This window comes from Janthinobacterium sp. SUN120 (genome assembly GCF_030397735.1).
Classification (GTDB): domain Bacteria; phylum Pseudomonadota; class Gammaproteobacteria; order Burkholderiales; family Burkholderiaceae_D; genus Janthinobacterium; species Janthinobacterium kumbetense.
The window spans coordinates 724646-737804 of sequence record NZ_JAPUBW010000002.1; the positions used below are offsets into that span (position 1 = coordinate 724646).

The 13159-nt window shown below is 54.8% G+C and carries 16 protein-coding genes; 5 read left to right on the plus strand and 11 right to left on the minus strand.

The window, feature by feature from the left end:
* Positions 1–36: 36 nt before the first annotated feature.
* The gene (locus O0879_RS12925) at positions 37–990 is read right to left on the minus strand and encodes a chemotaxis protein (RefSeq protein WP_070281275.1); all 954 of its coding nucleotides are present in this window, start codon (positions 988–990) and stop codon (positions 37–39) included.
* Between the two features lie 561 nt (positions 991–1551).
* On the opposite strand from O0879_RS12925, the gene zwf reads away from it, so the two are divergent.
* Both zwf and O0879_RS12935 read left to right on the plus strand, forming a co-directional pair.
* Positions 1552–3024: a glucose-6-phosphate dehydrogenase gene (gene zwf / locus O0879_RS12930; protein WP_034750861.1), complete on the plus strand. Its 1473-nt coding sequence runs from the start codon at positions 1552–1554 to the stop codon at positions 3022–3024.
* Between the two features lie 210 nt (positions 3025–3234).
* On the plus strand, positions 3235–4089 hold the full coding sequence (locus tag O0879_RS12935; RefSeq protein WP_034750862.1) for an SIS domain-containing protein: 855 nt from the start codon (positions 3235–3237) through the stop codon (positions 4087–4089).
* A gap of 163 nt (positions 4090–4252) precedes the next feature.
* Here O0879_RS12935 and O0879_RS12940 read toward each other — a convergent pair whose 3' ends face one another.
* Entirely contained in the window at positions 4253–4873 is a 621-nt protein-coding gene (locus O0879_RS12940; protein ID WP_289916792.1) for a DUF3304 domain-containing protein, read from the minus strand.
* On the opposite strand from O0879_RS12940, the gene O0879_RS12945 reads away from it, so the two are divergent.
* Complete coding sequence (locus O0879_RS12945; protein ID WP_289916794.1) at positions 4872–5111, plus strand: hypothetical protein; 240 nt, start codon at positions 4872–4874, stop codon at positions 5109–5111. The genes O0879_RS12940 and O0879_RS12945 overlap by 2 nt on opposite strands.
* A gap of 140 nt (positions 5112–5251) precedes the next feature.
* Here the strand turns inward: O0879_RS12945 and O0879_RS12950 are convergent, their stop codons facing one another.
* Positions 5252–5875: a DUF3304 domain-containing protein gene (locus tag O0879_RS12950; RefSeq protein ID WP_289916796.1), complete on the minus strand. Its 624-nt coding sequence runs from the start codon at positions 5873–5875 to the stop codon at positions 5252–5254.
* Between O0879_RS12950 and O0879_RS12955 the strand changes: the two genes are divergently transcribed.
* The gene (locus O0879_RS12955; protein ID WP_289916800.1) at positions 5874–6098 is read left to right on the plus strand and encodes a hypothetical protein; all 225 of its coding nucleotides are present in this window, start codon (positions 5874–5876) and stop codon (positions 6096–6098) included. The genes O0879_RS12950 and O0879_RS12955 overlap by 2 nt on opposite strands.
* Positions 6099–6254: 156 nt before the next feature.
* On the opposite strand, the gene O0879_RS12960 is transcribed toward O0879_RS12955, so the two are convergent.
* The 3 genes from O0879_RS12960 to O0879_RS12970 form a co-directional block, all read right to left on the minus strand.
* A complete protein-coding gene (locus tag O0879_RS12960; protein ID WP_289916803.1) occupies positions 6255–6878 on the minus strand; it encodes a DUF3304 domain-containing protein in 624 nt (207 codons plus the stop codon).
* Positions 6879–6961: 83 nt separating this feature from the next.
* The gene (locus tag O0879_RS12965; protein WP_289916805.1) at positions 6962–7231 is read right to left on the minus strand and encodes a DUF2235 domain-containing protein; all 270 of its coding nucleotides are present in this window, start codon (positions 7229–7231) and stop codon (positions 6962–6964) included.
* Between the two features lie 27 nt (positions 7232–7258).
* A complete protein-coding gene (locus tag O0879_RS12970) occupies positions 7259–7882 on the minus strand; it encodes a DUF3304 domain-containing protein (RefSeq protein ID WP_289916806.1) in 624 nt (207 codons plus the stop codon).
* Here O0879_RS12970 and O0879_RS12975 point away from each other — a divergent pair.
* Positions 7881–8156 carry a hypothetical protein gene (locus O0879_RS12975; RefSeq protein ID WP_289916808.1) on the plus strand — a complete coding sequence of 92 codons (276 nt, stop codon included), beginning with the start codon at positions 7881–7883 and terminating at the stop codon, positions 8154–8156. The two genes, O0879_RS12970 and O0879_RS12975, sit on opposite strands and share 2 nt — an antisense overlap.
* Before the next feature lie 101 nt (positions 8157–8257).
* Here the strand turns inward: O0879_RS12975 and O0879_RS12980 are convergent, their stop codons facing one another.
* The 5 genes from O0879_RS12980 to O0879_RS13000 form a co-directional block, all read right to left on the minus strand.
* Positions 8258–8881: a DUF3304 domain-containing protein gene (locus O0879_RS12980; protein WP_289916809.1), complete on the minus strand. Its 624-nt coding sequence runs from the start codon at positions 8879–8881 to the stop codon at positions 8258–8260.
* A 67-nt stretch (positions 8882–8948) separates the two neighbouring features.
* Entirely contained in the window at positions 8949–11189 is a 2241-nt protein-coding gene (locus tag O0879_RS12985) for a DUF2235 domain-containing protein (protein WP_289916811.1), read from the minus strand.
* A complete protein-coding gene (locus O0879_RS12990; protein ID WP_289916813.1) occupies positions 11125–11580 on the minus strand; it encodes a DUF3304 domain-containing protein in 456 nt (151 codons plus the stop codon). The genes O0879_RS12985 and O0879_RS12990 overlap by 65 nt, the downstream gene beginning before the upstream one ends.
* Positions 11581–11726: 146 nt before the next feature.
* A complete protein-coding gene (locus O0879_RS12995) occupies positions 11727–12182 on the minus strand; it encodes a DUF3304 domain-containing protein (protein WP_289911161.1) in 456 nt (151 codons plus the stop codon).
* Positions 12183–12222: 40 nt separating this feature from the next.
* Entirely contained in the window at positions 12223–13152 is a 930-nt protein-coding gene (locus O0879_RS13000) for a DUF4123 domain-containing protein (protein ID WP_289916814.1), read from the minus strand.
* Positions 13153–13159 lie beyond the last annotated feature (7 nt).

Here is a 13159-nt window from a genome sequence, read left to right on the forward strand (position 1 = left end):
CGGGTACCGGCGCTTTTTCACATGCGAGCGCGCAAATCAGCGCGCCAGCACTTTACGGATCGTCTCCGCCAGTTCAGCCGCCACAAACTTGGCGACATAACCATCGGCGCCCACGCCCTTGACGTGGTCTTCGTTGGTAGAGCCCGTCAGCGACGAGTGGATCACCACAGGGATGTTGGCGAAGCGGCCATCGTTCTTGATGTTGCGCGTCAGGGTAAAGCCATCCATTTCCGGCATTTCCAGGTCGGTCAGCACCAGCGCGACCTTGTCTTTCGCCGTCTTGCCTTCCGTGGCGGCCTGGGCCGAGATCGCCTGCAGGCGCTCCCACGCTTCCTTGCCCGTCTTGGTCATGATGAAAGGCACGCCCATCGCTTCGAGGCCCTTCTCGATCAGCGAGCGGGCCAGCGAGGAATCGTCGGCCGCGAGGATCACGGCGCCGGCCGGCAAGCGCACTTGCGGGCCGATGCTGTTCTCGTCCACATCCGGGTCACCCGACGGCAGCACGTTGCGCAGGATTTGTTCCACATCAAGCACTTGGGCCAGACGCGTCTTGTCCGTGTCGCCATCGAGGCGCGCGATGCTGGTGACGAGGCCGCCGCCGACGCTCGATTCGGCCGACAGCACCTGATTCCATTCCAGGCGCACGATTTCATCGACCTCTTCCACGGCAAACGCCTGTGTCGAGCGGGCAAATTCGGTCACCATCAGGATCTTCAAACCATTACTCTTGCAGCCGACCGCCATCGGCAAGTCGATCACGGGCACGATCTGGCCACGGATGTTGACCACACCCAGCATGTGGGGGTGCGAACCGGCTACGGCCGTGATGGCCGGCATTTCCATAATTTCACGGACTTTGAACACATTGATGCCGAATAGTTCGCGGCTGGTCGAGTGATCACTGGTGCCCAGCTTGAACAGGAACAGTTCGAATTTATTATTGCCTGTCAGGCTGGTGCGTTCATCGACATCTTGCTGCATTGAATTCATTGTGTCCCCTTGAGCCGTCTTGTAAAGTTAAGTCGCCTGCCCTGATGCTGCGGACAGTGCGGACTGCACGTCGCATGGACGTCGGATGGCGGGTTCGGGGCATGGCCGGCGCTAGCGGTGCAGTGTATATCGTACAATTTCTTACAACCAATAGTTGCTATCGATTCGAGCTTGAATTATACGGTTTTTTACTTTCTTCAAAGCTACTTTACGCTGCCAACAGCGATCCTGACAGTATTTCTTGATTTGCTTGTTGCTACAGCGCAAATGATGATGGAGAGAATCGAAAATTTCCCTGGCAACCATGGTTGCTTTGAAAAGCCAATGCAAAGCAGGACGCTGCGCCGGCGCCGGTGAACGGCATATAATGGCCATGCCGGCATCGCTGGCATGCATACCGGGCAAAATGGCGACGGCAGCGGAGGGAATGTAGTAAAATTTCTTGCAATTGCCTGTTCTACGTAGTAAATTTACACCATCGATTATAGTAGCGACAGACTGGCACTTCCGGTCGGCTTCCTCCCCGCTCCGGCCCTTTTACTTTTGCGACGACACTCACTTATGGCACTTACCGATTTTGACCTGGTCCTGTTTGGCGGCAGCGGCGATTTAGCAATGCGCAAGTTGTTGCCTGCAATGTATGCGCGCGACGTCGCGAACGATTTGCCGCCGACGGCGCGCATCATCTGTGTGGGCCGCCAGGACAGCGGCCAGGATGCTTTCCTGAAAATGGTAGAGACCAACTCGCGTCCCCACATCAAGGCCAGCACCCTGAATGCCGCCACCTGGAGCAAGTTCTGCGCGCGCATCGTGTATGTGTCGCTCAACGCCAGCGATGCGGCCACGTACGCGCCGCTGGTCGAAGCGCTGCGCGGCGATGCCGACCTGACGCGCGTGTACTACCTGGCGACGCCGCCGCATTTGTTCGCCCTCATCTGCGACAATCTGGAAGACAACGGCCTGGTGACGCCGAATTCGCGCGTGGTCCTGGAAAAGCCGCTGGGCCGCGACCTGGCCAGCGCCAAGCAGATCAATGCCGAAGTGGGCAAGGTCTTCCAGGAATCGCAGATCTACCGCATCGACCATTACCTGGGCAAGGAAACCGTGCAGAACTTGCTGGCCCTGCGCTTCGGCAACATCCTGTTCGAACCGCTGTGGCGCCGCGAATGGATTTCCGACGTGCAGATCACCATCGCCGAAAAGCTGGGCGTGGGCAACCGCATGGGTTACTACGACACCTCGGGCGCGCTGCGCGACATGCTGCAAAACCACTTGCTGCAACTGCTGTGCATCGTCGCCATGGAGCCGCCGACCTCGATCGCGCCGGACGCCGTGCGCGATGAAAAACTGCAAGTGTTGCGCTCGCTGAAAAAATTCACGCCCACTACCCTGGCGCAGAACATCGTGCGCGGCCAGTACCGCGCCGGCCACGTCGATGGCGCCACCGTGCCGAGCTACCGCGACGAGCCGGACGCGCCGGAACACTCGCGCACCGAAACCTTCGTTGCGCTGAAGGCGGAAATCGACACCTGGCGCTGGGCCGGCGTGCCGTTCTACCTGCGCACGGGCAAGCGCATGGCCGACAGCCTGGCCGAGATCGTCGTGCGCTTCAAGCAGATTCCGCACTCGATCTTCAACCAGCCGACGTCCAGCTTCCAGCCGAACTGTCTGGTGATCCGCTTGCAGCCGGACGAAGGCTTGCGCATGAACCTGATGGCGAAAACCCCGGGCGACGGCATGCGTCTGAAACCGGCGGAACTGGAACTCGATTTCCGCGAATCGTTCAAGACCCCGCGCATGGATGCCTACGAGCGCCTGCTGCTCGACGTCCTGCGCGGCCAGCTGACCCTGTTCATGCGCGGCGACGAACTGGAAGCGGCGTGGGAATGGGTCGAACCGATTCTCGACAACTGGGAACAGAACGACAGCGCGCCGATTCCCTACACGGCCGGCACCTGGGGCCCCGCGGCCGCCAGCGCCCTGATCGGCCGCGATGGCTTGCAGTGGCGTGAAGAGGCGCTTCCTGAAGACTAGTTTGGAAGCGCAAGGAGTCTGGCCTTGCAAGGCCAGACCGTTACGCAGGCGTGGAGCGGTGCTCCACGAAACCCCTGCTCCCCCCTGCCAGAAGACTAGTTTGGCAACGCAAGGAGCCTGCCCATGCATGGACAGGCCGTTACGCAGGCGCGGAGCGGTGCTCCGCGAAACCCCTGCTTCACCGCTTCCCGAAAACAGAAGACTAATTTAATGCTGCTTGATTCCATCCGCACCCAGCTCGATTCGCTCTCCAAGTCGGAGAAGAAGGTCGCCTTGGCCGTGCTTGACCAGCCTAACCAGACGGTCAGCCAGAACATCACGGCGCTGGCGAAAAGCGCGCAGGTGTCGGAACCGACCGTGGTGCGCTTTTGCCGCACCCTGGGCTACGACGGCTGGCATGAATTCAAGCTGAAGCTGGCGCAGGGCCTGGCCCTGGCCATGCCGGGCGCGAACGAGCAACCGGCGCAGGACGACCTGGCTGCCGACCTGGTGAATAAAATCTGCAGCCGCTCGATCAACACCCTGCTCGACCTGCGCAACAATCTGAACCCGGAAGCGATCCAGCGCGCGCTCGACATCCTGTCGCGCGCCAGCAAGATCGAATTCTATGGCCAGGGCACGTCGGGCATCGTGGCGGCCGACGCGCAGCACAAGTTCTTCCGCTCGGGCGTGCCGACGGTGGCTTACAGCGACCCGAACATCCACAGCATCGCCGCAGCCCTGCTGCGCGGCGGCGACTGCCTGGTGGCGATCTCGCAGCGCGGCAACAGCCCCGCCTTGGTCCGCTCCGTGAAACTGGCGCGCCGCGGCGGCGCCGACGTCGTCGTTCTGGCCCCATCCGGCACGCCGCTGGCCGACCTGGCGACCGTCCTGATCCCGATCGATCTGGTCTTCAACACCGACCCCTACACCCCGATTTCCGCCCGCCTGGCCTACCTGGTGGTGATCGACGTACTGGCCGTGGGCCTGGCCCTGCAACGGGGACCGGAGTTCCGCAAGAAGATGCAGAACGCGCAGAAGGCGCTGCAGGAATTCGACATGCAGTTCGACTCCTTCATCGGCTGATCCCCCCATCGGCTCCAGCCTCGCTGGAGCCTCTGCTTTGCGCGACAGGCATCAAGGCGTATTAATTTCACAACTTCTTTCATCTCAACAGTTCCGTCAAAAAAACGGTCCTTGTCAGATGGATTAATTTTGTCAACAGAATAGCTTTCAGCTAAAAAAGCAGTCATGGGTTTCCTTCCAGACTTTGGATGAGTTTTCTTTGGAATTCAATAATTTCTTGAGTCTCCTTTATATCTTCAACTGACAAAATATTGATGTCACGTAACAACACCCTTTCCAACGTAAGTAAGGTCGCTTTTTCCCTCTTCAATTTTTGTCTGCGACGCTCATCCCGATACTCCTTCGTCGGCACCGGATACCCCTTGATTTTTCCCGGCCACTCCGGCCGGCTCGGTCCGTAAAGCGACGCCACGGCACCCACGCTGCCATCTTCATAGACGATCAGCCAGATATCACCTCCCTTCCCATCCGGATACGGTGGAACACTGACCGTCTCGCGATGAAAGGTCGGATCCGGGGACAACTGATAGACCACCACCACCTTCAAATCCGCATGCCACTTTTCCGGCACGCTGAAACAGCATATCGATCCGCCCTGCCCGTATGGACGGATCGAATCGCCACCGCCGCCACTGTTGGGATTGCCGGGATTTTCAACCGCGATGTAATCGACTTCGCGCGGAGAATAATTCAGCGCCTGAATGCTCGCGGCCATGGCGATGCCGGGTAAACACGCGGCCAGCAAGAGGCCTCCCCATAGTTGCCTCTTGAGTAAGGTATTCATGATTTCATCCCTATGCATCAATGCCAAGACTCAGAGCGCGTACCTTGGCGCCATTGCTAACGGTCAGTTGCGCATCCAGTTTGCATTGCCAAACGTCACTGCCATGCGTATCTTTACCACCGGGAAATGCACGATACAAGCGCGCCACATTGCTATGAGAATGAAATGCCATATCCCGTTTCATATTATTATTGGTGCCGTCGAAAAAGAAGTCGAAAAACAGATTGACATCACATGACGAAGGGAAACCTGGAAGTGGGCACTCACGATCCATTGCAAAACCGCTAAGAACTTGTTTTTCATTTTTCGCATTAAAAAAGCAATGAAATCAGAAGGGTCATTTTTTATGACTGGATAAATATCAACCAAAAAAAGCAGTCATTTATCATTTTCCTCAAGAAAATTAATAAGCTTTTTACTATATTCAATTGCCCCCTTCAATCTCATCAACTCTACAGGAGTTAGGTCGCTCACATCGCCATCTAATGCATTCTCCATAGAATGTAGAACAGCCTTTTCTCTTTTTATCTTTTCCTTGCGGCGTTCATCCCGATACTCCTTCGTCGGCACCGGATACCCCTTGATTTTTCCAGGCCACTCCGGCCGGCTCGGTCCGTAATGCGACGCCACGGCGCCCACGCTGCCATCTTCATAGACGATCAGCCAGATATCACCTCCCTTCCCATCCGGATACGGTGGAATGCTGACCGTCTCGCGATGAAAGGTCGGGTCCGGGGACAACTGATAGACCACCACCACCTTCAACTCCGCATGCCACTTTTCCGGCACGCTGAAACAGCATATCGATCCGCCCTGCCCGTATGGACGGATCGAATCGCCACCGCCGCCGCTGTTGGGATTGCCAGGATTTTCAACCGCGATGTAATCGACTTCGCGCGGAGAATAATTCAGCGCCTGGATGCTCGCGGCCATGGCGAGGCCGGGGAAACACGCGGCCAGCAAGAGGCCTCGCCAGCAATGGTGCTTGAGTAAGGTATTCATGATTTCATCCCTATGCATCAATGCCAAGACTCAGCGCGCGTACCTTGACGCCATTGCTAACGGTCAGTTGCGCATCCAGTTTGCATTGCCAAACGTCACTGCCATGCGTATCTTTACCACCGGGAAATGCACGATACAAGCGCGCCACATTGCTGTGCGAGTGAAACGGCACATCCCGCTCCATATTATTGTTGGTGCCGTCGAAGAAGAAGCCGAAAAATAGATTCGCATCGCATGAGGGAGGAAATCCTATGGAAGGGTATTCTCTTTTTTCAGTAATTTTTTCAATTTTTGACAGTTCTTTTTGCCTGTCAAAAAACTGAATTAAACACGATGGGACATTTTTATTAGCGGGATAAATATCAGCAAAAAAATGCCGTCATGGCTTTATATCCTCAAGATATTTTATAAGACTTTTCTTTCGCTCAATTGAATCTTTAATACCAATAATCTGATCATTTGACAACGCACTAGTATCCTCTGTCAAACCCTTCTCCATAGCGTTCAACCAAGCCTTTTCTCTTTTTATCTTTTCCTTTCGACGCTCATCCCGATACTCCTTCGTCGGTACCGGATACCCCTTGATTTTTCCCGGCCACTCCGGCCTGCTCGGTCCGTAAAGCGACACCACGGCGCCCACGCTGCCATCTTCATAGACAATCAGCCAGATATCACCTCCCTTCCCATCCGGATACGGCGGAACACTGACCGTTTCGCGATGCAGGGTCGGGTCTGGGGAGAACTGATAGACCACCACCACCTTCAAATCCGCATGCCACTTTTCCGGCACGCTGAAACAGCATATCGATCCGCCCTGCCCGTATGGACGGATCGAATCGCCACCGCCGCCGCTGTTGGTATTGCCAGGATTTTCAACCGCGATGTAATCGACTTCGCGCGAAGAATAATTCAGCGCCTGAATGCTCGCGGCCATGGCGATACCGGGTAAGCATGCGGCCAGCAAAAGACCTCGCCATAGTTGGCTCTTGAGTAACGTATTCATGGTTATATTCCTATGCATAAATGGCCAAGAATCAGCGCGCGTGCCTTGACGCCCTTACTAACGTTCAGTTGCGTATCCAGTTTTCATAGCCAAACGTCACTGCCATGCGTATCTTCATCGCCAGGAAATGCACGATACAAGCGCGCCACATTGCTGTGCGAGTGAAACGCCACATCTTGCTCCATATTATTGTTGGTGCCGTCGAAGAAGAGGCTGAAAAACAGATTGACATCACATGGGGAAGGGAATCCGGGAAGTGGGCACTCACGCTTCTTCATAAGTTCTATAATTTCATCCTTTTCATTAATTCCGTCAAAAAAAATGGTCCTTGTCAGATGGATCAGCTTTATCAACAGAATAGCTTTCGGCTAAAAAATCTGTCATCGCACATCCCCCTCTAAACTCTGGACAATTTTTTTTTGAAAATCAATAATTTCTTTTTTTTCTTTTATCTTTTCGCCTGACAAGGTATGAAAATCACGCAACAATCTTTTTTCCAAAAAATCGAGTGTATTTCTCTCTCTCTTTAGTTTATCCTTGCGGCGTTCATCCCGATACTCCTTCGTCGGCACCGGATACCCCTTGATTTTTCCCGGCCACTCCGGCCGGCTCGGTCCGTAAAGCGACACCACGGCTCCCACGCTGCCATCTTCATAGACAATCAGCCAGATATCACCTCCCTTCCCATCCGGATACGGTGGAATGCTGACCGTCTCGCGATGAAAGGTCGGGTCCGGGGACAACTGATAGACCACCACCACCTTCAAATCCGCATGCCACTTCTCCGGCACGCTGAAACAGCATATCGATCCGCCCTGCCCGTATGGACGGATCGAATCGCCACCGCCGCCGCTGTTGGTATTGCCGGGATTTTCAACCGCGATGTAGTCGACTTCGCGCGAAGAATAATTCAGCGCCTGAATGCTCGCGGCCATGGCGACGCCGGGTAAACATGCAGCCAGCAAGAGGCCTCGCCAGCAATGGTGCTTGAGTAAGGTATTCATGATTTCATCCCTATGCATCAATGCCAAGACTCAGCGCGCGTACCTTGGCGCCATTGCTAACGGTCAGTTGCGCATCCAGTTTGCATTGCCAAACGTCACTGCCATGCGTATCTTCATCGCCAGGAAATGCACGATACAAGCGCGCCACATTGCTGTGCGAGTGAAACGGCACATCCCGTTCCATATTATTGTTGGTGCCGTCAAAAAAGAAACCAAAAATTGGATTCGCATCGCATCTAGGGGAAAGCCTGGGGTGGGAAATTCCCTTTTTTGACTAAATCACCTAATATTTTCAGTTCTGTCTCGTCATCAAAAAACTTAGATGAATCTGCTGACTCATTTTTTCAGCAGAATAACTAGCGGCAAAAAATTCAGTCATGGATGCATTCCCTCAAGGCTCTGAATGAGTTTCTTCTTATATTCAATTACATCCTTTAATTCATCAATTTCAGTGGCCGTCATCTTATTACTATTACGTTCCAATCCTTTTTCCATAGTATCTAACCATTTTCTTTCCAATTCTATTTTTGCCTTACGACGCTGTGCCTGATACTCCTTCGTCGGTACCGGATACCCCTTGATTTTTCCCGGCCACTCCGGCCGGCTCGGTCCGTAATGTGACGCCACGGCTCCCACGCTGCCATCTTCATAGACAATCAGCCAGATATCACCTCCCTTCCCATCCGGATACGGTGGAATGCTGACCGTCTCGCGATGAAAGGTCGGGTCCGGGGACAACTGATAGACCACCACCACCTTCAAATCCGCATGCCACTTCTCCGGCACGCTGAAACAGCATATCGATCCGCCCTGCCCGTATGGACGGATCGAATCGCCACCGCCGCCGCTGTTGGGATTGCCGGGATTTTCAACCGCGATGTAGTCGACTTCGCGCGAAGAATAATTCAGCGCCTGAATGCTCGCGGCCATGGCGACGCCGGGTAAACATGCAGCCAGCAAGAGGCCTCGCCAGCAATGGTGCTTGAGCAACGTCGTCATGATGTCATCGCTATCTATAAAATCGCCAAATGAATCTACCCGGCTCCAGCGGCGCTGAAATCACGCTCTATGCGAGCGCCTCGATCCGCGTTGCATAGCGCTGCTGCGCCAGGTAAATCTCTTCATCGGCTTTGGCTTGCGCAATATCCTGTGTTAAGTTTTCACTCCACACGAATTTTTCGGGTGTTTCTTCCGCCTGGATGCCGGCCGTCGGCATGCGTTGCAGTTCCTTCTCGTGCACGCTTTTCCGGAAAAAGCCGCTTTGCGGGTAGTAGCCACGGCGCAAGATATAGCCGCCACCCTCGCGACGCGTATAGGTTTGCGTGGTGATCACCGCACTGCGCATGTCGGCGCTGTCGGCATCCGTACGGATCGGATAGGGAGTGCCGTACTGCGCTTCCTTGACCAGCGTCTCCTCTTCCGGCGTCAATGCTTCGCCATTCTTCTGTTTCAGTTGCGCGGCTTCGGTCTTCCGGCTCAGTTCATACGCGCGTTTATAAAAGCCTTCTTCAGGCGGTTTATCGGCGAACGAGGCGAGCTTGGCCCGCTTGTCGTATTCCGTCACTTCGCCCGCCATATAGAATCCGGCCAGGGAATCGTGTACATAGTCGTCAAAAAAACGCATCACTTCGGGCGGCAGTGGTTTGGGGTGATCGAATATGTCGAGCGCCCAAGCTTCCCAGTCATCCAGCGGTGTATGATTTTGCGCGCGATAGTATTGCCAGTGATTGATGCGCGCAATATCCCGGGCGCTGAACGGTTTATCCTCATCGCCATGACGAAAGGCTTTGCGTGCGCGCAGCGCTTCCAGATCGCCTGCCAGCAAACGGTTGTAGGAACCCAGATCCTCCCGCTCTTGCGCGTTGGCCGCCTTGAAGCTGGCCGTGGCTTCCAGGGTCTTGACGCGCACGGCGCGCCAGCGGTAATACAGCTCCATATGCTTGCTCAGCAAGGCGCCTTGCTTGTTAAGCTCGGCGGTATATGCTTCCCATGCCTTGGCAAGCTCTTGACTGACCTGAAAATCATCTCGGTCCGTTGCCTCCAGTTCGCTAAACGGTATCAAAGGCACTCCCTTGAGGCGCGCCTCCTTGAACATATGCGCCAGCGGGATTTGCGACAACAAGGCTGCTTGTCCGCCGCGTCCCTTTCCCTGCTCGCCCGGACCATAGCCGCCTCCCACGTCGGAGTGCACGCCAGGAAAATACACTTCCTCGATTTTCCCTTCCAGGCGTGTAACGGGGAAATTCATGCGCTGCTCATGCGTGGCAATGCAATGCAGGCCTGCCTGAACGCAGCGAGGCAGCGGCTTGAGCAATTCATTGGCCCAGGCCCAATGGCCATCGAACATCGCGCCAGGCGCGATCGTGGTTTTCGCGACAGACGCCGAACTGCCCACGGTTGCCACCGTGTCGAATACGCCAAGAAAATCGATGCTGGCGAGGATGCCGGCAAACTCCTGCACCTTACCTTCGCGTGGCGTGAGCAAATCGGCAAACAGCTGGCAAAACGCCACCGCCTCGGCGGCGCCCCGCGAAAAACCGAATACGGACAGGGTCAGCGATGGAATATGCGGTTTCGGCTGTGCCGCGATCGCGGCTTTTAACTTTTCGATATGCTCAGCGAACCAGTCCGAGTGTGTCATGAAGCGTTCCCTGCCGGTTAAGGGATGCGGTACCTTTTTGTGGCCTACGGCATTATCATAAGTACGTGCGAACTCGCCGGCTTGATCATCTTTATATAATGGATTTCCTTTTCCATCAATAATTGCATGCAATGAATTTATAACCTGCAACAGCCCCCATATAATGCGCGGCTGCCCCCCTTTGGCAAATGCCTTCCCTTCGTCCGATTCAGTCAACTCACCGATTTCCTTAAATGGCGTTCCCACGCCAGGAATATAATATCGAAAATAACCGGCATCCCTCTTATCAGATGGAAAACTCGAAAATAGCCGTGCCACATTGCTATGACTGGCGCTATTGGCGTCAACTACAGCATTACTTATAGGAATAGGCTTCTTTGTTTTAGGGTCGAGCACGCCCGTTCTAACCCCATTTCTATCGCGTTCCAAGTTATTATTGGTTCCATCAAAGAAAAGCCCAACCCTCACTGGAATACTGCACGGCGCGCCATCTTTATTAGCACATGCCTCCTTCGCAATTTTTGATTGTTCTTTCGTCGACGGGTTCAAAAAAAAATCGACGGGAAACGGTGCGGAATTGGGAGTTTCGCTGATCATAATATCAAGGAATATTGGCAGGTTTTCCGGAATGAAAAATAGGATGATTTTTACTATGGCCGTCCACATTTGACACAACCACTCTCACCTCGTCATTGGAAAAAAAATGCATATAGATATCTCCTGGCCTATCATATTTCTCCACTTCCACCATTTTTTCTTTAATAATATGTTTTAGTCCATCCGGCATATCCCACCGCACCCGAACCATCATTCCCGGATACCACACTCTCGGGATAGAGGCGCAACAGATTTCTGCTCCCCCCGCCCCCCATCTGGCCATATCCGCACCTCCGGCCCCATCCACCGACGCGGAGTAAATGAAATTCCCGGTATGATTCACAATACCCACCTGCGCTGTCGCGGTAGGACTTGGGCCAGCTTGCTCAGCCTGCCTGGCCTTAAACGCGCAGCCGCTCAGCAGCAAGGCCGCACCAAGATAAATAATCCATTTCATCATTTGCACCTTATAAAAAATGCTACGCCATTTTTCATTTTACTGCCACATATGACAATAGAAAACATAGAACTCCCACGCGTCGCAAATGGTTTAAGAAAAACCAGGAAAATGTGCAAGAGTGGAGTTTCATTGATCGCAATAAACCTCTAAGGATTGATATTTCCCGGCTTTCCATAGTGACGTATTGGATGAGCAGTGCTATATCCGGGATAAACTGAAACCACAACCCTAACTTCGTCGTTTGGAAAAAAATGGATATAAATACTTCCTGTTTCATCGTATTTTTCCACTTCCACCATTTTTTCTTTGACAATATGCGTATGTTCTTCTGGCATATCCCACCGCACCAGAACCATCATTCCCGGATACCACACTCTCGGGATAGAGGCGCAACAGATTTCTGCCCCCCCCGCCCCCCATCTGGCCATATTGGCTCCTCCCGCCCCATCCACTGACGCGGAATAAATATACTTCCCCGTATGGTTGACAATACCCACCTGCGCCGTCGCGGTAGGACTTGGGCCAACTTGCTCAGCCTGCCTGGCCTTGAGGGCGCAGCCGCTCAGCAGCAAGGCCGTGCCAAGATACATAATCCATTTCATGATTTTCCTTTTATAAAAATAGGCAGTTGAAGGAACAAGGCTAGGCAGCCGAGCGCGCCTGCCAGAAATCGTCGGGCAGCGTGTCGAGTTCGGACAGGTAATTCGCCCCCTGGCGCGTCCGCCGCAACAGGCTGGCCATCGCAGGATGCAAGGTGAAATCATCGGCCAGCATCAAGGCCAGGGCGCTGAAATGCTGACGCTGGCCTGCCGCCTCGATGCCGCTGGCGCTTGCCACTAGTAAATGACGCGCCACGCGCGCGTGGCACTGGGCCGGGGTGCCGGAATGAAACAGGTCCGGCTGTACATCATGCAGATTGGCCAGGATGGCGTCGGCTTCGGCGATATTCACCAAGGCGGCAAAGGCGGCGTCACTGAGTGGAAATTTGTCAAACTCCGCCGGGACGGGACTGGGCTGCGCCTCGCCCTGCCAACTGATCAGGGAACCATCGCGCTGCACCGACCACCAGCGGTAGATGGGGCTCAGCAAATGCGCATATTGGGTTTGCGTCAAGGCCGCCAGCAAGGCCGGCAATGTGCGGCTATCGGCCCAGCGCACAGGCCATTCGACGGTGTCTGGCGTGATGGCAATCAAATAGGGGCGCAGATGCTGCTCCAGCCGGTCGATATCGAGCGTGCTGGCGATGATGCTGAGCATGGGCTTGCCCGCGCACAGCGAGAACAGGCGCTGCAGCCACTCGGCCTGCTCGCTGCTTGCCTGTGGCGCCGCCATTAAATGCGGTGCAGCACTCTTGAAGTTTTGCAGCGAGGTGTGCGCATACAGCGACTGGCGCCGCAAGCGGCTCGGGTAGCGCTTGGTGAAAAACTCCTCTTCGCAGGCGCCGTCCAGCAGCGCCAGCAAGTGCAAGGGCTGGCCGCCGTTCGCCACCGCCGCTTCCGCACGCAAGGCTTGCACTTGCTGCGCGATCTGCGCTGGAACCGCAGGGTCAGGAAGATCGATGGCAAAGTACATCAGGATT